Below are 17,353 nucleotides of genomic sequence, written 5' to 3'. Positions count from 1 at the left end.
GCTAGTGATTTATCTTCAAATCCCGGTTACAACCACAGAAGTAATCGGGGGAACGGAACCCATGGAAGAAATCCTAAAACACTACCGCGATCGCATTGAAGCCATGGACTTCGAGCCCCTGTCCGATGATGAGGCCGCCGCGCGCCGCGCCGCCGATGCCGAAGGGGTCGCTAGCGTCCGCCTTGAAGGGCTAGAGCTGACGGCGATCGACGCCGCTTTCCTCGATATGCTCGCCGAATTTCGAGTTCCGCAAGAGCTGTCCAGCGCGCTCACGATTGAGTTCACCCGCGACATGCTCGCCGCCAACACACACGCGCGCCATGACGCATGAACGATCCATATACCTACCGTGATAGCCGCGTCTTACAGAACAAGCTCGGCATTCGTGACGAGCGGACCCTAAATGAGCGCGAAGCCCTTCTCACCGCCCGGCGCTACGGCGAGGTTCTAGCCGCGCGCACCGCGCCCGCGACGAACACGCGCGCCTATCAGGATCTTCACCGCCAGCTCTTCCAAGACGTTTATCGCTGGGCCGGTCGATTGCGCATCGTCGACATAAGCAAGCCGGGCAGCACCTTCGCCCGTGCGCATCTGATAGAAGCCAGCCTAGATCGCGAGTTCAAGCAGCTTCCCGACCTCGACACACTGCGCAAGATGGACCCCGACCGCTTCGCGGACACCATGGCGCGTCATCTCTCCGAGCTGAACGCCGCCCACCCGTTCCGCGAAGGGAACGGGCGGGCGATGAGGCTGCATTTGCAGCTTCACGCCATGGCGGCCGAAAAGACGGTTTCCGTTCAGGCCATCAATCGTGTCGAATGGCTCGAGGCGAGCCGCACCAGCTTTCTCACGGCCAATCATGCGTCGCTGGCGAAGGTCATTCGCGACGCCATGGAAGGCGAGCGGCAGAAGGTCGAGCCGATCCGCGGAGCTGCCGGCATCGCCATGCCGCCGCAATTGGACATGCTCTTGCCGCCGGGGTCGAAACAAACAATCTCGGTCGACCAGGCCAAGCAACAGATAGAGCGCTATCTACCCACGGCACAGGTCATGGCCGCGCGGCAGCACGAGCAACTTAGCCGCCTCGCGCAAACATCGAGCGACATGCGCCAGCTCGCCGAGCGCTCGGCCCAGGAGGTTGCGTTTCTTCGCGACCCCAAGGGGCCTTTCCACCATCTGCAATTGATAGAGCAGCGCCGCTACGACAAGTTCGAGGTCAACTGGTCCGAAGGCATGGACCCGTTGCAGCGGGTGCGCTCGATCAGTGCCGGCAGCGCCGCGTTCCTTTCAAAGATGGCGGAACGCGACGTCAAAGCCGCCGATCGCGCGCTTCACCTTTCGCCGATGCCGCGCGGCGTCGGCCAAGTGGAGCGTCGCCTTGCCGATCAATTCATGAAGAACACGGCGGCCGAGAACCGGGCCGATCCGCGCCTTGCGCCATTCCAGCTCGCCGTCGAGCGCCACATCGCCGATGCTCGCGCCGAGGGCGCGACGAAGGCGCAGCTCGCGAAGGTCGCCGACAGTGCCAAGCGCTCGGTCGCCGAGGACCTGGCGCACGGCAAGACGCCCGAGAAGATCAACGACAAGTCCAAAGGTCGCGAGCGCTAGCCTGACCGGGTGAATGGAGCGGCCCAGGGCCGCGCACCAATCTCCGTCCCCCGCCACATCAGATCGAGCGGCCTTGCGGCCGCAGCACCCCCGTCGAATCCGCTTCCCCTCCCCAACCCGGTCCTCGCCGGACCGGCAGAGCCGCAGCCCGCAGGCAGCGGCTTCGCCGAACAGGAGTGAGGACAAATGGCTTATACCGAAGTGCAGATCGCAGAGATCGCGGCGCTCAATGACCTTGCGCGCGCCGCTATGGGCGTGACGAGCAAGGTTGTCATGACGCAGGGAATCGCGGCCCTCGACGACGCAACGCGGTCCCGAATTTTCGAGCTGGTCGAGACATTCAACGACTTCACGCCCGATAACGACCCACACGGGGAGCGCGACGTCGGTTTCCTTTACCGTGACGCGAGCGGCCAGTGGCGCACCCGCTGGACGAGCGAGGTCGAGAAGCCGGCGCTCTCGGTCATGTGGAAGATCGACTATTACGACCGCGCGCTTGAGTTCGGCAGCGAGGAACCTTGGAACCCCCAAGTTACCAAGCGCGTGCTGACCATCCTTCTCGCCAGCGAATACTAGGGGGCGAGGGATGCGCGCAGATTGGCGATTGGAAGCCGAGTGGCAGGCCGCCCTAGCCCGCGCGGCCGAGGCGGCGAAAGCCAGCTACACCCCCAACCCGACGGAAGGACCGGCAGCGATTGTTTCCGATGCGCTGGTGCTTCTCGATTGCGTCGAGCACGCCGAATGCTTCGACGGCGCAACGGGCGGATTTTTCATCCTTAGCGACGGCCGAGAGTTTCGGTTCTCGGTCGAGCCTGCCGAAAGGAATGACCGATGACCCATCATTGGACCGATGACGCGGGCGAGATTGCCAATCTCGCCCGGGCGGCCGACGCTATCGAGATCGCGGGTTGCCGTGAGGTCGAGGGCACCGTTGAGCGTTGCAACGGCGAGCCGGCGAGCTTCTACAGCGTCTATTTCCATTTCGATCCGGAGTGGCGGGAGGACCCGAACGACCTGAGGGGCGCCATGTGCATCGCCGACCGGTCTACGCTTCGCGAGGCGATGGACTTCGCCGACGAGCAGGCCGCACGCTGGTCGCTTCCGATCAACAATATCGCCCAAGGCGAGTTGCACCACGACGCCCATGTTCGTCAGATGGACGATGAGGTTTACCGACTCCTCGAGCCGCGCTGGTCGCAGGCGGAATGCCGCCAGCTCTGGCGCGATGCGGCGCGGGCACGGACTGAGCGGCGCGCCGCCGAGGGAGGTTCGCGATGACGAAGCTTTACTATGACGCCGGCGCGTGGACTGTTCCCGGTCAGCAGAGCCGCGAGGCTTGCCGCGTGGATTTGCCGAACAGTCCCGCAGAACTGGCGATCTGGCTCAATGATCGAGGCGTGCGGCCGAACGTGGCGGCCGCGAGCGCCGACGCGCCGAAAGCGGACGTGGCGGCGGCCAGTGAAGATCCAATCGCCATCGGCGATTGGATATTGGACCGCGCCACGCCAGCACAGATCGAGCAACTATTCGCCATGATCGGCGCGCGCTTCCATGAGCTGCGCACGGCGGCCGAACGACGCCGAGCTGGGGGCGCACCATGAAGCGCGCGATCGTCGCCACGATCAACGGCGTCAGCTTGGTGGTGGAGGTTGAGGATAATCCGCTAGGCTGGCGCTGGTGGAGCTGGACGGAATGGGACGCGGACGATTGGGCTCCCCTCGCCCAGCACCGGATTGTGCCGCTGACCGAGCTGGCGGACTCGATGGGCCGCCGAGCATGGCTTTGTGGTTTGGAAGGCGGCGGATTCCGCTTGCTCGGGGCGTTCCGCGTCTTCCCGATCCTTGAGCAAAACCCTGATGAGGCGCGCGCCTTTGTCGAGCGCCTGTTCGTCGACCACGCGCGCGAGCCAGCGCTGTTCTAGCCGCTGGGGCGGCCGACGATGGATTCCTAGTGAGAATGCGCTATATTGGCGGCATGAACGCAGAACGCGCCCTCTACGAAGACCCCGCTGCGCTCGACTTGTCGCGCAAGCGTGCGCTTGCCGACATCGAGGCGGGACGCGTGGTGCCGAACGAGGCGGTGACGGACTGGCTCAAGACCTGGGGCACGGCCGACGAAAAGCCGATCCCGGCTGAATGGCTCAAGTAGTCTGGACGCGCGAGGCGCTGTCAGACCTCGCCGCCATTCGCTCTTACATCGGACAATTCAATCCGGAGGCAGCGGCCCGCTTCGCCGAACGGCTGATTGAGGCTGCCGAAAGCCTCGCCGAATTTCCGGCCAAAGGCCGGAGCATCGGCCATGGCTTGCGGCAGTGGTCGCTGATTCGACCCTACCTCATCCGCTATCTCTTCGATGGCGATCGTGTCTACATCATCGACATTGTTCATGGTGCTCAGGACGAATAAGCGCCCTCCCCTTGCGAGCGCGACATGTGCCGGATGTTCCCTAACTGTTCCGTTTGGCGCATATGGGCATGATGGCCGCGAACTACCATCGCCCGAAACCGATCGATCCAATTTGGTATCGCCAGAGCTGCTATATTAGCATCCGCTGCGCGTGCGGGCGCTCGCTTGTCGAACCCCTCGGGGACTTCGCACGGTCGCGCGGCATCCACTTCGACACGCACATATATAAGTTGATAGATCGGCTCCGGTGCAGCCGGTGCGGTGGAGAGCCGTTTGCCGAGGTGACGCTTTATCGTAACGGCAACTAGGTGCCTCCAAGCATCTGGACAACGCGGACGGCCATTTCATCTAGATCGTAGGGCTTGGCAATGAACTCGCCGTTCGCCGGCAGCTCCGCCGCATCGGGCCTGATCCGGCCCGACGCAATCACCACGCCGATCTCCGGCCATCGCTCGTGAATTGTCGCGGAGAGAGCCAGGCCGTCGATTCCGCCGGGCATTTCGATATCTGTCAGAACCACGCGAATATCGTTGCGCGCGTCAAGCACCTTCAGAGCGTCGGTAGCGTTGACCGCCTCAAACACCGTGAGCCCTGCGTTCTGCAGGGCCTCAGCCATGCATATGCGGAGCAACCCTTCATCCTCGACCACGAGAACAGCAAAGCTTTGGTCAGATGATGGAGTCACGTAGGCGCCCTCCCCTTCGATCCACGGTGTCGCGATTTTAGTATAAATCCCGAATACGCGACAGGTTCCCCGTCCAGCGCAATTTTAGATGCCGGGTTGATCCAGTCCTTTCATCGCGCGCTCAGCGTTCATCAACGCGAACTGCGCCGTGGACGTGATGCCCTTTTCGCACCGATGATCGTCGGAATGGCGGACCTCCCAAGACCAACTCAGGCGATCCCTACTTCGCGCGTGCCGCACGCTTAGATTCCAATGACCGCCGCTCCGGGCAGGAACCTTCGCGCTGTGTGGCAGTCCCAGCGACCAGTGAATTGCCGGCTCGCGATCGCTCACGGCACCTTCTCGGATTGAGCGAGCGGCTTGGGCGCACCGCTGCCGGCGTCGATCGCCGCTTGAAGATGGCAGGCGGCCGCGCTCGTGCCCTCGCCCGCTTTGTCGAGAAGCGCCAATGCCATTTTCATGAGTGACACGGCTGTCTTCGTGTCGTTGCCCTTATCCATGAACGTAACTGCCCGAGATTCTGCACACGATCACGATGTAGCGTTGCAGCGGTTGCTAAGAGGATAAGAGAAGCCCCGCCTACGCCGCGCCGCTGGCGGGGCTCCCCTTCTCAAGCCAGCTTCTCAAGGCCGGTGACGACCATCGCGCGGAACGGGGCCACGCGCAATTATTGCGCCTTCGTCTTGTAGAGTCCACCTGGCGCGAAATCTCGGCCATTTGGGGATGGCGCATTAGGGTTGCGCCTGAAGAATTTCGCGCCATGGCTTTCGCGCCTAGCGCGAAAGGTATAGGTTACGCGCCATGACCGCAGGCCGCAGCGATACCCCCTCCCCTCCCCCGCAGATCGCGCGCGTCTATTTGCGCGTCAGCACGGACGCCCAGGACTTGCGGCGGCAGGATGCTATCGCGGCCGACGCGAAGGCCGCCGGCTACTATGTCGCGGCCGTCTACCGCGAGAAGGCGTCGGGTGCGCGGGCCGATCGACCCGAGCTGCTACGCATGATCGCCGACCTTCAGCCCGGAGAGGTTGTGATCGCCGAGAAGATCGACCGGATAAGTCGCCTGCCACTTGCCGAGGCGGAAAAGCTGGTCGCGACGATCCGGGAGCGCGGCGCGCGGCTCGCCGTCCCCGGCGTCGTCGACCTGACAGACCTCGCGGCCGACGCCGAAGGCGTCGCCCGCATCGTCCTCGAGTCTGTTCAGGACATGCTCTTGAAGATCGCCTTGCAGCTCGCTCATGACGACTACGAGGATCGCCGCGAACGGCAACGTCAGGGGATCGCATTGGCTAAGGCCGAGGGCCGCAGCGGCGGGCGCAAGAGCGATCGCGCGAAACATGCGCGGATCATCGCCTTGCGGGAGGCGGGCAAAAGCATCGCCCGAACCGCCGAGCTGGCCGAGTGCGACCGCAGCACCGTCAAGCGGGTTTGGGCGGCGTATCGCGCCGCCCAACAGCCGAAGGCCGAGCCCGAGCAAGCAGATAAGACCCGTGAGCGGACGCGCTGACTTCCCGCGCTATTCAGGCTCTAGCCGGTGGCACGTGCCACCACCCTACCTTTTCGCCAGCGGACTTGCCCGGTCCTGCCGGATGCGTTGGGAGTCCGATCGAGCCGTTCCACCTATCGCCCTGTCGATCGCGCGCGGCGGTCGATGGCCGACAAATGCCGGTGGCACGTGCCACCGCAGACAAAACGAAAGGCGTCTCTCGCAGGACGTGCCTTTGGGGCGTTGCTTTCTGACGGATAAGAACTCCGCTCAGACCCTAATGCAAGCAAGCAGAAAACCGGCCTTCGGCCTTGGGTTTCCGCAAGCGGACCCTCCCATTTTCAGCTTGCCCGCGGGCCTTCGCTCCATCCTGAAAAATCCGTCAGCAACGACCACCAAAGGAGACTACCATGCAGAACATCGCTGAATTTCGGATCATCGGTCGCGTTGGCGACGTGAAGCCGAGCGATAACGTCACCCACGTTTCGGTTGCCGCGAACTACAATCGCAGGGACGGCGACGATTGGAAAACCGACACGCTCTGGAACCGCGTCACCTTTTTCAAGCAGCTCGCGGAACGCGCCGGCGATCTGGGTAAGGGCGACCTGGTCCACATCACCGGTCGGGTGCGCCAGAACAGCTACGAGGCCGATGGCGAAACCCGATACACCGTGGATCTGATCGCTGACGGGCTCGGTATCCTGGCACGGGCAGGGGGCGAGTAGCCCCCTCCCCTCCCCCGCAAAGTTGGGCGGCCTAACGGCCGCCCTTTTTTTATGGACAATGCCTGTCCCTGCCCCTATTTTTAATAGGGAAACTTTTGCGGAGAGCCCATGGCGGCAAAGCTCTTTAATCGCGTGGCGATGCTGCGCCGCGCTTCGGGACTTACACAGGCCGAGCTTGGGCGGGCTGTTGGTGTTACGCCCGAAACCATCGGCGCGATCGAGAACGGTCGCCAGGATGCAACACTACTCACGGCGCTTCGCATGGCGGCAGTCCTGCGAACGCCAGTGCCGAACATCTTTCGGGAGCAGCCGTTCCCGCAGTTGGTCGGCCCCAACGGAGGCGAGAGCCAACCAACTTAGGAGGCTGCGATGCCCAAAGAACCTGTCCCGGTCGACGAGCTTCCGCTCGACGTGCTCGCGCTCGATCGCGATATGCCCGGCCTGACGGTTGAGCGGCCGAGCACCCCCCAGCGCCTTCGCGCCGCCGCTCGGCGGTTCGCCGAGCTGATCGGCGCCGGCGCGCGGATTACCCGCTTGGTCGCCATCGCCATCGCTGTCCTGGTTGTGCTTGCCATCGGCCTCGCGCTGCTGGCGCTTTTCGTCACGCTCTTCATTTTGCTGTCTCACGCAGTTGGTTTCCTCGAGGCGATTGCCTGCGTTGGCGGCATTGCCCTTGTCGCCGCGCTGCTACCGGACAGGCGCAGCCGGGCTTTCGTTCCCGATGAGAACGGCGCGGGCTTCGCGGCGGGCGATGATTTTTCGAATACGCGCATGATCCTCGGCACCGACTTTTCGCCGGCGGGCCAGGATCGCCACGAACGCTACTGGAATCACTGACGCCACACGGCGGGGAGACGAATTATGCGAACGATCGTAGTCACGAACGAGAGGGGGGGGATCGGCAAAACCACCCTCACTTGCCACATCGCTTGGCACCTAGCCGAGCAGGGCAAGCGCGTCGTGGTTCTGGACCTCGACAAGCAGTGCCATAGTGCGGGGATGCTGGCGGCCGAGTTCGAGCAGCTTGGGCCTATTCAATCCATCCTCGACTTCGAGCCAGACGGTGAGCCGCCGGCGCTCGCTTGCTTCAAGAACACTCGGCAGGTTGTCGAGCTGACCACGGACGGACCGCAGCAAGGCCAGCATATAGCCGCCTACGTTCGCGCCATTCGTGCCGGGCTCGCGCAGTACTACGATTATTGCATCATCGACACGGCGCCGGCTTGGGATGGCCGAAATCTTATGGCGCTGATCGCGTCCGATTATGTCGCGGTGCCGCTGGACCCCGACAAGACGGCTCGCCAATCGCTCAGCGAAATCTCGCAAAGCATCCACCTTGCGAACAAGGTTCGAGGGGAGGGCAATCACGCCCGCTTTGGCATCGTGTTCAATCGCGTTCAGGCGACGAGCGAGGTTTCGCGGCAGCTCATGGACCGGATCGCCCAAGCGCTTCCCGCAAACGTCATCCCGCACACCATTCCTCATCGAGAGCATGTCCGCGAGGCGGCCTTGCTTGAGGTGCCGGTGTGGCGGCTCGCCAAAGACACGCGGCGAAGTGCGCCGATCGTGCGCGAGGTTGTGTCCTACATTGTCGATCAAGCCGAGAAGGAAGCCGCATGAACAAGGCAGCAACTAAGCCGGTGAAGAAGAGCCTCGCCGACTTCAATATGGACGCGATGGATTTTTCCGCAGTGCCGGCGAACAGCGAGTTCAAGGCGGCGGGCCGATTCCAGCGCTTGCCGATCGCTGACATTGACCCGGACCCGTCGCAGGTCCGCACCGAGTTCGACCAGGCCGAGATTGAGGCGCTGGCAGCGACGATCGCGCAGCGCGGTCTTTTGCAGCCGATCACCGTTTCGCCGACGCCCAACGGCCGTTACGTCATCCGCTATGGCGAACGGCGCTGGCGAGCGTGCAAGCTGCTAGGGCTCGACGCTATCGACGTCGTGCTGGACCAGGGCGAGGCCGACCGCGACGTTGGCATTGACCAGTTCCTTGAGAACGAACAGCGTCAGGCTCTCAACCTTGCCGAGCGAGTGCGCTTTATCGCGGCGCGTGTCGGCGATGATCTTTCGACGAAGGATCTCGCCGAGCGCATCGGAAAGCCGCATTCGGAAGTGAAGCGGCTCTACTCGCTTCGCACGCTGCCCGACGACATTCTTGACGAGATGAAGGATTGCGCCACGCGCGCCGCCGCGGCCGTGAACCAGGCAGTCAAGATCGACGGCGATCGGACGCGGGCTTGGCTTTCCGAGAACGCGAACCCGAGCGTCGTCCAGGCCGAGCAGTTCCTTGCTTCGTTGCAGCCCGATCGCGTCGAGCGAGAGGGGAGGGCGGCCGACGACGATCCGACCGCTCGCAGCATCGCCGATAGTGCCGCGGCCGATGAGAGTTCGGCCGACGACGCAGCGGCCGAAGAACCGGCGCCGGAAGCGAACGGCAAACCACTCGCCGAGGTCTATGCCACGAAAGAGGGCAGGGCGCGCCGTCAGCCGAAAGAGCCCGACAGTGCGCCGGCGATCATCATTCAGGGCCGCCGAGGCGTCATTGTCAGCGGTCAGGTTTCAGTCCGCTTCGATGGTGAAAGCGAGCCTCAAAACTTCGAGTTCTAAACGCGATTTCACCATCAGCGTTCAACCTGGTGCATTTTTGAAGCGGTGGCATGTGCCACCGCTTTTTCTTTGCATGGGGGGGGTAGGTAGATTGATGGCAGGATAAGCCTTGCGGCGGCGAATGTAGACCGCTACCCTCGCAACTATCGTTCGAGCTACGCGGAGATACCTACCCCCATGCAGACGCTCAGCTTCAAGATCGAGCGCGACAAGATTGCGCAGCTCGACGCGCTGGCGGAGGGAAGGGGAGGGCGCGGCCCATTCATGCGGCAGGTTGTTGACGCTGTGCTACGCCAGGCCGGCGCGGCGTTGAGCGATACGCCCGTGCCGGAACGCGAGAACGCCGGCTCGCACCGTCTCTACCTTCGGCCGACGCAAACCGAGCTGGCAGTTATTCGTCACCGGGCACACGAACGGCGTATGTCGCCGGCGACTTGGGCAATGGCCCTTGTGCGTCGGCACCTGGGCATTGCCGCGCCGGTCGACCGGGAGTTGCGCGAAGAGCTGTTGAACTGCCGTCAGGCGCTTCAACGCATCGGCATCAACGTCAATCAGATCGCGCGGGCCGCGAACAAGATGGCGCTTGCCGATAACGCTGCCGAAATTGTCGAGGAGTTGCACGCCGTCAACGAGCTGCGCGGCGCGATCGGAGCGGCCGTCGAAGGCATCGGTGCCGCGACGAAGGGCGACCTGTCCTATTGGGAGGTTCCCGGTGAGCGACTTTGATTCCAGCTTCGAGGGCCGCTCGCTCGCGCAGCTCTTTCGGCCCCGCATGGTGTCCGACCCGAACGCAAAGGGGATGGACCGGCTTTTGCGGCCGAACGGCCCACGGCGGCCGAGCGTGCTTGGCACCAAGGCGCGGCTAGGCCGCGTCGTCAGCCGCGCGCCGGAGGTCATGGTGAAAGTCACCGGACGGCCGAAGGGCAAAAATCACGTTGCGGCGCATTTCGATTATATCGGCCGCAAGGGCGAACTCGCGCTTGAGCGGCGAGGCGGTGACATTCTCGCCGATCGCGAGACGCGCAATGAGGTAGCGGCACTGTGGGGCGATCCCGTCTACTGGCGCGACAATGCCACCACGGCCGCCGTCAGCATGATCTTTTCGATGCCCCAGGGCACCGACCCGGCGAAGGTCCTAGCGTCCGTTCGGGCCGTCGCGCAGTCGGAGATCGAGGATGAATGGGATTACGTCATGGCGCTGCATACCGACACGCCGAGGCCCCATGTGCATTTGACGGTTGCGGCGCGCGGAGATACCGGGCGGCGCTTCAATCCTCGTCCTCACACCTTGCACCATTTCCGGGAGCGCTTTGCCGAAGAGTTACGCGCCAGGGGCGTGACGGCGGAGGCAACGCCGCGCGCGGCGCGCGGCATCGGCCGCGCTGGACAAAGCATGGCGCTTCATCAAATGCGCCAACGCTTGAAGGCCGGGACTGCCATGCAGCCCCGCGCCAATCGGCAGTTCCGCTCGGCCGTCATCGGCGACTACCAGCGCAAGACCCCGCCCCCGCCATTCGTGAAGCGCAGCAAAGACTCCTGGGCCGAGACGCGTCGGCTCTATCTAGCCGCTGCCGACCAGCTCGCCGGCAGCGGCGATCCGGACGACCGCAAGTTGGCCGACCAGGTTCGTGCGTTCGTGAGGGGAGGGCGGACACCGACCGCCCATGAGCAGGCGCTTGCGGCGATCGAGCGACGCGCGGAGCGGCAGCGTCAGCCGGAACGGCGGCCGAAGCCGCCCGATCGAGCACGCTAGGCCGGTGGCACGTGCCACCGGCTGCGCGGCGCCTCGAAATGCAGCGGCCGAGCTCGGTCAAGGTTGTCGCCGGCGATGCCTCTGGCTTGGTCGCTTCGCGATGATACAAGCGCCTTCATTGACGACATCGCGAGAGGGCGCATGTGCAATCACTATAAGCTGTGGGCCGAATATGAGCGCGTGATGCGGCGAACCCCTGGCCTCCACGAAGAGGCGCACGGATTCGCCGAAGGGATCGAGCGTGAGCAGGTCGACATTTGGCCTACCCGGCCCACGGCGACGGAATCTGTATCGGTGAAATATCCCGGCACCGTCATTCGATGGGACGGCGATCGTCAGATTGTCGAACGCATGGCCTGGGGCATTGTGACGACGATTAAGGGCGCCAGGGGCCAGCCCTTGAAGAGGGCACAGCGTGGAAAGTACGCCAGACAACGCTAAGTGAGAACGTTCGGAGAACCGTCGATCGGGGAAGGGGCGGGCCTCCATCGAGTAACCGCGATCAACCTGATCACAGCCTGACGTCACAGCACCCTGACATCTGTGACGTCTGACATCTTGCGGAGCTGCTCCAAGAATTCACGGTGCCGCGTGGGAGTGTCGCAGAACGAGATATGCATCCGGGTTACCCCGTCCTGTCGTTCGTATGCAAGCGGACCTTCCTGTAATCGGCATTTGCTGAGAGCGTCGTGGATGGCTTGGACAACGCTCTCGTTCTCATATGTTGTAATTTGATATTCGAGGATTTGCCACTTTTCGCCTAAGCGTTTTTCGATGAGCGCAAGCACGCGCAGCGCGGCCAGCGCCAGACCGACGCCTACGCCCGCCAACACATACTCCTGCGTGGCGGCAGCAAGGCCCAACGCGCCGTTCACCCAGATAAGAGCGGCGGTCGTCAACCCGCGCACGGTGCCGCGATGCTGCAATATAACTCCCGCACCCAGAAACCCGAGGCCCGTCACCACATTTGCCGCGACCCGTCCGGTTTCCATCCCCGGAATTGAGCGCCCAGCCAGGACGAATATGGCCGTGCCCAACGTGATCAGAAACTGTGTCCGAAGGCCTGCGGGTTTGCGCGCCAGTTCACGCTCGAAGCCCAGTGTCAGGCCGACCGTCGCGGCGGCGACAAGCGGCAGCAATGTGTCGATGATGAACTCAGAAAACGACATTGTCACAGCAGGAACGGGGGGCGGAAATCAAACGCGGCGCGACGAGAGATGATGCGCCGCATCGCCGCCGCGAACAGGCGATCGCCCGGGCGGGGGCACGGGTATGATCGCCTATGGTCAGCGATGCGGCGCTGGCCGGGCGCAATTGCGGCGACCCGCCCGGCCAAAGGCGGCAGTGGAAGGATGATTCGGAAGCAGGGTTGTCAGGCACGGGCGGATTCTTTGGCGGTGTCGGCACCGATGGCGGAAATCATTTGCTCCAGATGCCCGTCCAGCACGTCCAGGGCCGCGCGCCGCGCGGCAAGTCGTGCCCGCAGGCATAGCAGAAATTCGATGGCATCGCCGCCGCCGCCGTCCAGAGCGTGACACAGCCTGGTCAGTTCATCGAGGCCGACGCCCGCCTCGAACAAGGTGCGCACGAAGCGCATCCGCTCCAGCGCATGATCGTCATAGAGACGGTGACCGCTCTGCGTGCGGCGCGCCGGGCGCAGCAGCCCGCGCAGCACATAGTCGCGCACAATATGTACGCTCACTCCGGCATCATGGGCCAGACGGGACGCTGTGTAGGGGGCATCGGACACCTCCCTCCTCTGTCGGCAGGGCATGCGCTCCCCGGAGTTCGATCCGCGCGCTGCAAATCCGATGTCAACTGGGTTGTATGCGATCATGGCGTTGCCCGGTGTGGCGGGTGCAACAGCTGTCGATTCAGCTCCTGGCCCACACAAAAAGCCTCCCGAACGCCGATGATGGTCAACCCCGGACGCTTGGAGGCCCAGTCTTGCGCCACATGGGTAGAAGCAAAGAAATGGACGTGGCAGCAGAAGGACCGACGAACGTCGTTCGTTTCCTGCGGCGGCACCAACGACACCGCCACGTCGGCGGGTTCAACAGCCCGTATCTCGTTGGGTGACACGGTAAGCGAAACGGGCGCTCCGGTGGCAGCGCAACGCGATGAGACGCGGGCTGTACAGCCGAGCAGCGCCGGAAACATCAATGTATCCAAAGCGCACCAGGCGTAGAGGCGGCGGCCGTCGATCTCGAAGGAATGCGCCGTTTCGCGTAGGGTGAGGCCGTGGCCGATGATGTTTCCGTCATCATCATATTCGGTACTGGCGGTTTGCGCGAGCACGGCGGCGATGCGCTCATCAGGCCAGTTGAGAATCCCGGCAAGCGTGGTTCGCGATACCGGGCGCCCCTTGGCGAGTTCCCGCAACAGCGCGACGAGGAGTTCCGCGGAATCTTGAGACCGACTGATCGACGGGAAATGCTCGATATATGTAGTGGGGCTCATGACGCTCTCTTTCATCCTGCGCAGCAGGACAGTTTTGCCACATCCTTGCCGAAGCCCTGTGCGGCGAGTTTCAGGCCCTCGACCGTGGTGAGATAGGGAAAGATCGTCTCGCCCAGCGCCTTCGTCGTCATGCCGTGTTTGATCGCGAGCACCATGGTCTGGATGCTGTCGGCTCCCTCGGGCGCGACGATTTGACCGCCCAGCAGGCGATCGGACGTTTTGTCAGCGACCAGCTTGATCAACCCCCGTGTGTCGCGAGCGGCCAGTGCCCGCGGCACCTGGTCGAGGGCGACGATCGAGGTCTTGGTCTCGAAGCCCGCTGCCTGCGCTGCCCTTTCGCTCAGTCCCACGCCCGCCACCTGTGGGTCGGTAAACGTGACCCAGGGCATGACCGTATTGTCGTAGACGAGGTCGTCGCCGTTCAGCGCGTTGTGCGCGGCGAGCTTCGCGCCATAGGCCGCCATATAGACAAACTGATCGCGACCGGTGACGTCGCCGGCCGCATAGACATCCGGTCTCGAGGTGCGCATCCGGTCGTCCACGACCACACTGCCGTTGTCGGCTTGGGCGATGCCCGCTTCGACAAGGCCGAGGCCATCGGTATTCGGCGCCCGTCCGGTGGCTACGAGCACCTGCTCGGCGGCGATCACCTGCTGTGCGCCGTCGGTGGTGATACTCAGCTCGACGCCGGCAGCCGTGCGCGCGATTCCGCGATAAGTTAGTCCGGTCCGGACGGTAATGCCCTCGTCGCGGAGATAGCCGGTCAGCGCCTCGGAGATTTCCGGCTCGGCCTCCGGCAGCAAGCGGCGGCGGGTGATGAGCGTCACCGCCACGCCGACGCGCGCGAACATCTGCGCCAGTTCGCAGCCGATATAGCCGCCGCCGATGACGAGCAATGAGCGCGGTAGCGCGCCAAGTTCCAGGGCAGTCGTGCTGGTGAGATAAGGCACCTCCTCAATGCCGGGAATGTCCGGCAGGGCCGGCGAGGTGCCGGTCGCGATGATGATCTTGCCCGCTGAAATCGCGGCGCCATTCACCATCACGCCCTGCCCGTTCAGACGCGCCGCGCCTTCCAGATAGGCAACGCCGTTGTACTCGGGCAGCAGGTCAATATATTTCTTCTGCCGCAAGCTGGTGACCAGCTCGTCCTTGGCCGCGACGAGCGCGGGCCAGTTGGCCACGCTTGCTTCCCCGACCAGGCCGGGAAAGCGTTGCGCGGCCCGCACACCATGCAGCGCCTCGGCCGCGCGGATCATCGTCTTCGACGGCACGCAGCCGACATTGACGCAGGTGCCGCCGATGGTGCCGTGGCCGATCAGCGCGACATTGGCGCCCTGATCGGCGGCGGTGATCGCGGCCGAGAATCCGGCCGATCCGGCGCCGATGACGGCAAGGTCGTAGCCGCCCTTACGGCTTCCTTCGGTGGTGCAGCAGTCTGACATGTTCAGCTATTTTCCTTGTTCGTTTGTGTTTCAGTCGCACAGCAATCTGCGGCGCGTTGTCGGCGCCAGAGGCCATAGCCGGTGAGCGCGACAAAGAAGGCGAGCGCCGGCATGAGGACATAATCGATCCAGCCCAGCCAGGCCGACAACCCGATCGCGCCGAGCAGGACAACCAGCAAAGGCGTGGCGCAGCAGATCACAGCAATGAGCGAGCCGGCGATGCCGGTCTTCAGAAGCGTTGCGTCCTTCATGCTGCGGTCCTCATCCCGCCGGGCGGGCCGGATAGCCGGCATTGGTGGACGCGGCGGCAATGGCTGCGACGGTGGCGGTCGCCGGGTCATAAATGACCGTCGCCGTCTTGGCGGCGAAGTCGACAGTGACGGACTTCACTCCGGCGACGCCTTTCATCGCCTTTGTCACTGTCACCGGGCACATGGCGCACGTCATGTTTTCGATGCTGAACGTTGTCTTCTGGACCGCGGCGGCTTGCGCGGGGGCAGCTTGCGCGGCGAGCGGTGAAATCGTCGGCGCCGAGAGAAGGCCGGCGGCGCCCAGGGCCGCCGCGCCGAGCGCGATGAGAAGGGGGCGTTTCATATGGGTTTCTCCTATGGGGTAGCGTGATCAGTAGAACAGCGGCGCCCACCAGCTGATTGTCAGGGCAAGGAGGACCAGAACCGTGGCCAGCCACAGCGCCGACTTGGTGATGCGCGAGGCTTGCGGCCGAGCGCAGTAGGAATCTTCCGCGCAGGCCCCCTTCGGCTTGAAATAGACCTGCCGGAATCCGAGCCCGATAAAGACGAGCGCTACGGCGGCGGCGTAGGGCTTGTAGGGTTCAAGGGCCGTGAGGTTGCCCATCCAGGCGCCGGAAACGCCGAGCATCAACAAGAGAAGCGGCGCGATGCAGCACGTCGAGGCGAGGATCGCTCCGACCACACCGCCCGCCGCGAACCATCCTGGCCGGCGGCTCGCCGTTGCCTTTGGCTGCTCAAGAACCTGCATTTGCATATTAGCGCGATCCATGCGACTCGCCTCTCGATTGCTATTCCACTTCATGCTACGCTCTGTAGGTACTACAGACTCAAGAGGTTTTTTGGACCGATGAGCGATCACGTTTTCGGGAAGGGAATGCAGCGCGCTGACTTGGCCAAGCTTACGGGCTGCAATCTGGAAACCATCCGCTATTACGAGAAAATCGGTATGATGCCGGACCCGCCGCGCACGGCCTCCGGCTACCGCATTTATGGCGAGGACCACGTATCCCGCCTGCGCTTCATCTTGCGCGGCCGCGAACTCGGCTTTTCGCTCGACGAAGTACGCGGCCTGCTTGCCCTCGTCGAGGGCGGCGCGCAGACCTGCGCAGAGGTCAAGGAGCGCACTGAGCGGCATCTGGCCGATGTGCGCGCGAAGATCGCCGATCTCAGGCGCATCGAGAAAGTGCTGACCCAGACCGCCGCGCAATGCTCCGGCGATATGGTGCCGGACTGCCCGATCATCGAGGTGCTCGCCTCATGACCCGCTGAGCGTTAGGATTTCGTGTTCTCCCGCAAACTACCCCTTCTTGCGCAACAGCGGAACGACTGCAATTCTCCACCCTACCCCGCCGATCAGGCGGGGCGCTCGATACCCAATCTGCGCATTTCCCGGTAGATGGTTGATCGGCCGATACCGAGCTGCCTTGCGGCTTCCGTTGGCGATATCCGGGCTTCCACCAGTTTGATGGCGGCATCGACCCTGGCCATGTCGAGGGGCTGACGGCCAGGCCGCTTTCCCTTGGCGCGGGCAGCAGCGATGCCATCTTTCGTCCGTTCGGAGATCAGGCGCCGCTCGAAATGGGCGATGGCCCCGAACACATGGAAGATCAGTTCGCCAGCGGCCGACGACGTGTCGATCTTCTCCTCAAGGCTCAGCAACGCCACGCCCTGGGCGCGCAGCTTCTCGACCGTAGCGAGAAGCTCGGCGAGCGAGCGTCCGAGCCGATCGAGGCGCACCACGGCCAGCGTGTCGCCCTTGCGGGCGTAGGCGAGAAGTTCGACGAGGCCGGGACGATCCATGCTCTTGCCGGACATGACGTCGGTGAACACCTTAATGGCACCGGCTTTCTCGAGACGGCTCTGTTGCAAAGATTGGCGGCAGTCAGAGGTAGGCTGTCGCTCTGCGCCGATCAGGCGGCTGCTGCGA

Annotated in this window: 29 protein-coding genes; 19 read left to right on the top strand and 10 right to left on the bottom strand. The window is 63.7% G+C overall.

Annotated elements, in window-relative coordinates:
* The first annotated feature begins 61 nt into the window (after window positions 1-61).
* The 9 genes from ABFX23_RS17490 (at window position 62) to ABFX23_RS17450 (ending at window position 4,013) form a co-directional block, all read left to right on the top strand.
* Window positions 62-331 (top strand): hypothetical protein, encoded by a 270-nt coding sequence (locus ABFX23_RS17490; RefSeq protein ID WP_346034151.1) that lies wholly within the window; start codon window positions 62-64, stop codon window positions 329-331.
* A complete protein-coding gene (locus ABFX23_RS17485; RefSeq protein WP_346034150.1) occupies window positions 328-1,608 on the top strand; it encodes a Fic/DOC family protein in 1,281 nt (426 codons plus the stop codon). The genes ABFX23_RS17490 and ABFX23_RS17485 overlap by 4 nt, the downstream gene beginning before the upstream one ends.
* A gap of 186 nt (window positions 1,609-1,794) precedes the next feature.
* The gene (locus ABFX23_RS17480) at window positions 1,795-2,184 is read left to right on the top strand and encodes a DUF3768 domain-containing protein (protein WP_346034149.1); all 390 of its coding nucleotides are present in this window, start codon (window positions 1,795-1,797) and stop codon (window positions 2,182-2,184) included.
* A 10-nt stretch (window positions 2,185-2,194) separates the two neighbouring features.
* Window positions 2,195-2,443, top strand: coding sequence for a hypothetical protein (locus ABFX23_RS17475; protein ID WP_346034148.1), 249 nt, complete (start codon window positions 2,195-2,197; stop codon window positions 2,441-2,443).
* Complete coding sequence (locus tag ABFX23_RS17470) at window positions 2,440-2,886, top strand: hypothetical protein (protein WP_346034147.1); 447 nt, start codon at window positions 2,440-2,442, stop codon at window positions 2,884-2,886. The genes ABFX23_RS17475 and ABFX23_RS17470 overlap by 4 nt, the downstream gene beginning before the upstream one ends.
* Window positions 2,883-3,209, top strand: coding sequence for a hypothetical protein (locus tag ABFX23_RS17465; protein ID WP_346034146.1), 327 nt, complete (start codon window positions 2,883-2,885; stop codon window positions 3,207-3,209). The genes ABFX23_RS17470 and ABFX23_RS17465 overlap by 4 nt, the downstream gene beginning before the upstream one ends.
* Window positions 3,206-3,529 (top strand): hypothetical protein, encoded by a 324-nt coding sequence (locus tag ABFX23_RS17460; RefSeq protein ID WP_346034145.1) that lies wholly within the window; start codon window positions 3,206-3,208, stop codon window positions 3,527-3,529. Before ABFX23_RS17465 ends, ABFX23_RS17460 begins: the two co-directional genes overlap by 4 nt.
* A gap of 35 nt (window positions 3,530-3,564) precedes the next feature.
* The gene (locus tag ABFX23_RS17455; protein ID WP_346034144.1) at window positions 3,565-3,756 is read left to right on the top strand and encodes an antitoxin; all 192 of its coding nucleotides are present in this window, start codon (window positions 3,565-3,567) and stop codon (window positions 3,754-3,756) included.
* Window positions 3,744-4,013, top strand: a complete 270-nt coding sequence (locus ABFX23_RS17450; RefSeq protein WP_346034143.1) for a type II toxin-antitoxin system RelE/ParE family toxin — start codon at window positions 3,744-3,746, stop codon at window positions 4,011-4,013. The genes ABFX23_RS17455 and ABFX23_RS17450 overlap by 13 nt, the downstream gene beginning before the upstream one ends.
* A gap of 304 nt (window positions 4,014-4,317) precedes the next feature.
* On the opposite strand, the gene ABFX23_RS17445 is transcribed toward ABFX23_RS17450, so the two are convergent.
* Entirely contained in the window at window positions 4,318-4,662 is a 345-nt protein-coding gene (locus ABFX23_RS17445) for a response regulator (protein WP_346034187.1), read from the bottom strand.
* Window positions 4,663-5,027: 365 nt separating this feature from the next.
* A complete protein-coding gene (locus ABFX23_RS17440; RefSeq protein ID WP_346034142.1) occupies window positions 5,028-5,198 on the bottom strand; it encodes a hypothetical protein in 171 nt (56 codons plus the stop codon).
* A gap of 301 nt (window positions 5,199-5,499) precedes the next feature.
* Between ABFX23_RS17440 and ABFX23_RS17435 the strand changes: the two genes are divergently transcribed.
* The 9 genes from ABFX23_RS17435 to ABFX23_RS17395 all read left to right on the top strand — a co-directional run bounded on the left by ABFX23_RS17435 (window position 5,500) and on the right by ABFX23_RS17395 (window position 11,714).
* Entirely contained in the window at window positions 5,500-6,204 is a 705-nt protein-coding gene (locus tag ABFX23_RS17435; protein ID WP_346034141.1) for a recombinase family protein, read from the top strand.
* 389 nt (window positions 6,205-6,593) lie between these two features.
* The gene (locus ABFX23_RS17430) at window positions 6,594-6,908 is read left to right on the top strand and encodes a single-stranded DNA-binding protein (RefSeq protein ID WP_346034140.1); all 315 of its coding nucleotides are present in this window, start codon (window positions 6,594-6,596) and stop codon (window positions 6,906-6,908) included.
* Between the two features lie 108 nt (window positions 6,909-7,016).
* The gene (locus ABFX23_RS17425) at window positions 7,017-7,268 is read left to right on the top strand and encodes a helix-turn-helix transcriptional regulator (protein WP_346034139.1); all 252 of its coding nucleotides are present in this window, start codon (window positions 7,017-7,019) and stop codon (window positions 7,266-7,268) included.
* A gap of 9 nt (window positions 7,269-7,277) precedes the next feature.
* Window positions 7,278-7,745 carry a hypothetical protein gene (locus ABFX23_RS17420; protein ID WP_346034138.1) on the top strand — a complete coding sequence of 156 codons (468 nt, stop codon included), beginning with the start codon at window positions 7,278-7,280 and terminating at the stop codon, window positions 7,743-7,745.
* 24 nt (window positions 7,746-7,769) lie between these two features.
* Window positions 7,770-8,528 carry a ParA family protein gene (locus ABFX23_RS17415; protein ID WP_346034137.1) on the top strand — a complete coding sequence of 253 codons (759 nt, stop codon included), beginning with the start codon at window positions 7,770-7,772 and terminating at the stop codon, window positions 8,526-8,528.
* Complete coding sequence (locus tag ABFX23_RS17410) at window positions 8,525-9,520, top strand: ParB/RepB/Spo0J family partition protein (protein ID WP_346034136.1); 996 nt, start codon at window positions 8,525-8,527, stop codon at window positions 9,518-9,520. The genes ABFX23_RS17415 and ABFX23_RS17410 overlap by 4 nt, the downstream gene beginning before the upstream one ends.
* A 177-nt stretch (window positions 9,521-9,697) precedes the next feature.
* Window positions 9,698-10,246: a plasmid mobilization relaxosome protein MobC gene (gene mobC, locus ABFX23_RS17405; RefSeq protein ID WP_346034135.1), complete on the top strand. Its 549-nt coding sequence runs from the start codon at window positions 9,698-9,700 to the stop codon at window positions 10,244-10,246.
* Window positions 10,233-11,273 (top strand): relaxase/mobilization nuclease domain-containing protein, encoded by a 1,041-nt coding sequence (locus ABFX23_RS17400; RefSeq protein ID WP_346034134.1) that lies wholly within the window; start codon window positions 10,233-10,235, stop codon window positions 11,271-11,273. Before mobC ends, ABFX23_RS17400 begins: the two co-directional genes overlap by 14 nt.
* 141 nt (window positions 11,274-11,414) lie before the next feature.
* Window positions 11,415-11,714 carry a hypothetical protein gene (locus ABFX23_RS17395; protein ID WP_346034133.1) on the top strand — a complete coding sequence of 100 codons (300 nt, stop codon included), beginning with the start codon at window positions 11,415-11,417 and terminating at the stop codon, window positions 11,712-11,714.
* A gap of 83 nt (window positions 11,715-11,797) precedes the next feature.
* Here ABFX23_RS17395 and ABFX23_RS17390 read toward each other — a convergent pair whose 3' ends face one another.
* From ABFX23_RS17390 to ABFX23_RS17360, 7 genes are all read right to left on the bottom strand, one after another.
* Window positions 11,798-12,442, bottom strand: coding sequence for an MgtC/SapB family protein (locus ABFX23_RS17390; protein WP_004213231.1), 645 nt, complete (start codon window positions 12,440-12,442; stop codon window positions 11,798-11,800).
* Window positions 12,443-12,645: 203 nt separating this feature from the next.
* Window positions 12,646-13,047, bottom strand: a complete 402-nt coding sequence (merD, locus tag ABFX23_RS17385) for a mercuric resistance transcriptional repressor MerD (protein ID WP_037492485.1) — start codon at window positions 13,045-13,047, stop codon at window positions 12,646-12,648.
* A gap of 59 nt (window positions 13,048-13,106) precedes the next feature.
* On the bottom strand, window positions 13,107-13,733 hold the full coding sequence (gene merB, locus ABFX23_RS17380) for an organomercurial lyase MerB (RefSeq protein WP_004213233.1): 627 nt from the start codon (window positions 13,731-13,733) through the stop codon (window positions 13,107-13,109).
* Between the two features lie 11 nt (window positions 13,734-13,744).
* Window positions 13,745-15,175, bottom strand: a complete 1,431-nt coding sequence (gene merA, locus ABFX23_RS17375) for a mercury(II) reductase (protein ID WP_004213235.1) — start codon at window positions 15,173-15,175, stop codon at window positions 13,745-13,747.
* A gap of 2 nt (window positions 15,176-15,177) precedes the next feature.
* Complete coding sequence (gene merF, locus ABFX23_RS17370; RefSeq protein ID WP_004213237.1) at window positions 15,178-15,426, bottom strand: mercury resistance system transport protein MerF; 249 nt, start codon at window positions 15,424-15,426, stop codon at window positions 15,178-15,180.
* Window positions 15,427-15,436: 10 nt separating this feature from the next.
* Complete coding sequence (locus tag ABFX23_RS17365; protein ID WP_004213238.1) at window positions 15,437-15,769, bottom strand: heavy-metal-associated domain-containing protein; 333 nt, start codon at window positions 15,767-15,769, stop codon at window positions 15,437-15,439.
* Between the two features lie 27 nt (window positions 15,770-15,796).
* The gene (locus ABFX23_RS17360; RefSeq protein ID WP_004213240.1) at window positions 15,797-16,195 is read right to left on the bottom strand and encodes a mercuric transporter MerT family protein; all 399 of its coding nucleotides are present in this window, start codon (window positions 16,193-16,195) and stop codon (window positions 15,797-15,799) included.
* Between the two features lie 105 nt (window positions 16,196-16,300).
* On the opposite strand from ABFX23_RS17360, the gene ABFX23_RS17355 reads away from it, so the two are divergent.
* Window positions 16,301-16,687: a MerR family transcriptional regulator gene (locus ABFX23_RS17355; protein ID WP_428831683.1), complete on the top strand. Its 387-nt coding sequence runs from the start codon at window positions 16,301-16,303 to the stop codon at window positions 16,685-16,687.
* A 92-nt stretch (window positions 16,688-16,779) separates the two neighbouring features.
* Here the strand turns inward: ABFX23_RS17355 and ABFX23_RS17350 are convergent, their stop codons facing one another.
* A complete protein-coding gene (locus ABFX23_RS17350) occupies window positions 16,780-17,337 on the bottom strand; it encodes a recombinase family protein (protein ID WP_346034186.1) in 558 nt (185 codons plus the stop codon).
* Window positions 17,338-17,353 lie beyond the last annotated feature (16 nt).

The organism is Erythrobacter westpacificensis (assembly GCF_039542285.1).
GTDB lineage: Bacteria > Pseudomonadota > Alphaproteobacteria > Sphingomonadales > Sphingomonadaceae > Alteraurantiacibacter > Alteraurantiacibacter westpacificensis.
This window is presented reverse-complemented; position numbering and strand designations above follow the sequence as displayed.

Bases quoted from the DNA above. Each gene is read 5' to 3' on its own strand.
- ABFX23_RS17475 (WP_346034148.1), top strand. From the start codon at position 2,195: ATGCGCGCAGATTGGCGATTGGAAGCCGAGTGGCAGGCCGCCCTAGCC.
- ABFX23_RS17440 (WP_346034142.1), bottom strand. From the start codon at position 5,198: ATGGATAAGGGCAACGACACGAAGACAGCCGTGTCACTCATGAAAATG.
- mobC (WP_346034135.1), top strand. From the start codon at position 9,698: ATGCAGACGCTCAGCTTCAAGATCGAGCGCGACAAGATTGCGCAGCTC.
- ABFX23_RS17490 (WP_346034151.1), top strand. From the start codon at position 62: ATGGAAGAAATCCTAAAACACTACCGCGATCGCATTGAAGCCATGGAC.
- ABFX23_RS17425 (WP_346034139.1), top strand. From the start codon at position 7,017: ATGGCGGCAAAGCTCTTTAATCGCGTGGCGATGCTGCGCCGCGCTTCG.
- ABFX23_RS17420 (WP_346034138.1), top strand. From the start codon at position 7,278: ATGCCCAAAGAACCTGTCCCGGTCGACGAGCTTCCGCTCGACGTGCTC.
- ABFX23_RS17485 (WP_346034150.1), top strand. From the start codon at position 328: ATGAACGATCCATATACCTACCGTGATAGCCGCGTCTTACAGAACAAG.
- ABFX23_RS17435 (WP_346034141.1), top strand. From the start codon at position 5,500: ATGACCGCAGGCCGCAGCGATACCCCCTCCCCTCCCCCGCAGATCGCG.
- merB (WP_004213233.1), bottom strand. From the start codon at position 13,733: ATGAGCCCCACTACATATATCGAGCATTTCCCGTCGATCAGTCGGTCT.
- ABFX23_RS17455 (WP_346034144.1), top strand. From the start codon at position 3,565: ATGCGCTATATTGGCGGCATGAACGCAGAACGCGCCCTCTACGAAGAC.
- ABFX23_RS17465 (WP_346034146.1), top strand. From the start codon at position 2,883: ATGACGAAGCTTTACTATGACGCCGGCGCGTGGACTGTTCCCGGTCAG.
- ABFX23_RS17460 (WP_346034145.1), top strand. From the start codon at position 3,206: ATGAAGCGCGCGATCGTCGCCACGATCAACGGCGTCAGCTTGGTGGTG.
- merA (WP_004213235.1), bottom strand. From the start codon at position 15,175: ATGTCAGACTGCTGCACCACCGAAGGAAGCCGTAAGGGCGGCTACGAC.
- ABFX23_RS17390 (WP_004213231.1), bottom strand. From the start codon at position 12,442: ATGTCGTTTTCTGAGTTCATCATCGACACATTGCTGCCGCTTGTCGCC.
- ABFX23_RS17395 (WP_346034133.1), top strand. From the start codon at position 11,415: ATGTGCAATCACTATAAGCTGTGGGCCGAATATGAGCGCGTGATGCGG.
- ABFX23_RS17430 (WP_346034140.1), top strand. From the start codon at position 6,594: ATGCAGAACATCGCTGAATTTCGGATCATCGGTCGCGTTGGCGACGTG.
- ABFX23_RS17470 (WP_346034147.1), top strand. From the start codon at position 2,440: ATGACCCATCATTGGACCGATGACGCGGGCGAGATTGCCAATCTCGCC.
- ABFX23_RS17480 (WP_346034149.1), top strand. From the start codon at position 1,795: ATGGCTTATACCGAAGTGCAGATCGCAGAGATCGCGGCGCTCAATGAC.
- ABFX23_RS17450 (WP_346034143.1), top strand. From the start codon at position 3,744: ATGGCTCAAGTAGTCTGGACGCGCGAGGCGCTGTCAGACCTCGCCGCC.
- ABFX23_RS17355 (WP_428831683.1), top strand. From the start codon at position 16,301: ATGCAGCGCGCTGACTTGGCCAAGCTTACGGGCTGCAATCTGGAAACC.
- merD (WP_037492485.1), bottom strand. From the start codon at position 13,047: ATGCCCTGCCGACAGAGGAGGGAGGTGTCCGATGCCCCCTACACAGCG.
- ABFX23_RS17365 (WP_004213238.1), bottom strand. From the start codon at position 15,769: ATGAAACGCCCCCTTCTCATCGCGCTCGGCGCGGCGGCCCTGGGCGCC.
- ABFX23_RS17410 (WP_346034136.1), top strand. From the start codon at position 8,525: ATGAACAAGGCAGCAACTAAGCCGGTGAAGAAGAGCCTCGCCGACTTC.
- ABFX23_RS17415 (WP_346034137.1), top strand. From the start codon at position 7,770: ATGCGAACGATCGTAGTCACGAACGAGAGGGGGGGGATCGGCAAAACC.
- merF (WP_004213237.1), bottom strand. From the start codon at position 15,426: ATGAAGGACGCAACGCTTCTGAAGACCGGCATCGCCGGCTCGCTCATT.
- ABFX23_RS17360 (WP_004213240.1), bottom strand. From the start codon at position 16,195: ATGGATCGCGCTAATATGCAAATGCAGGTTCTTGAGCAGCCAAAGGCA.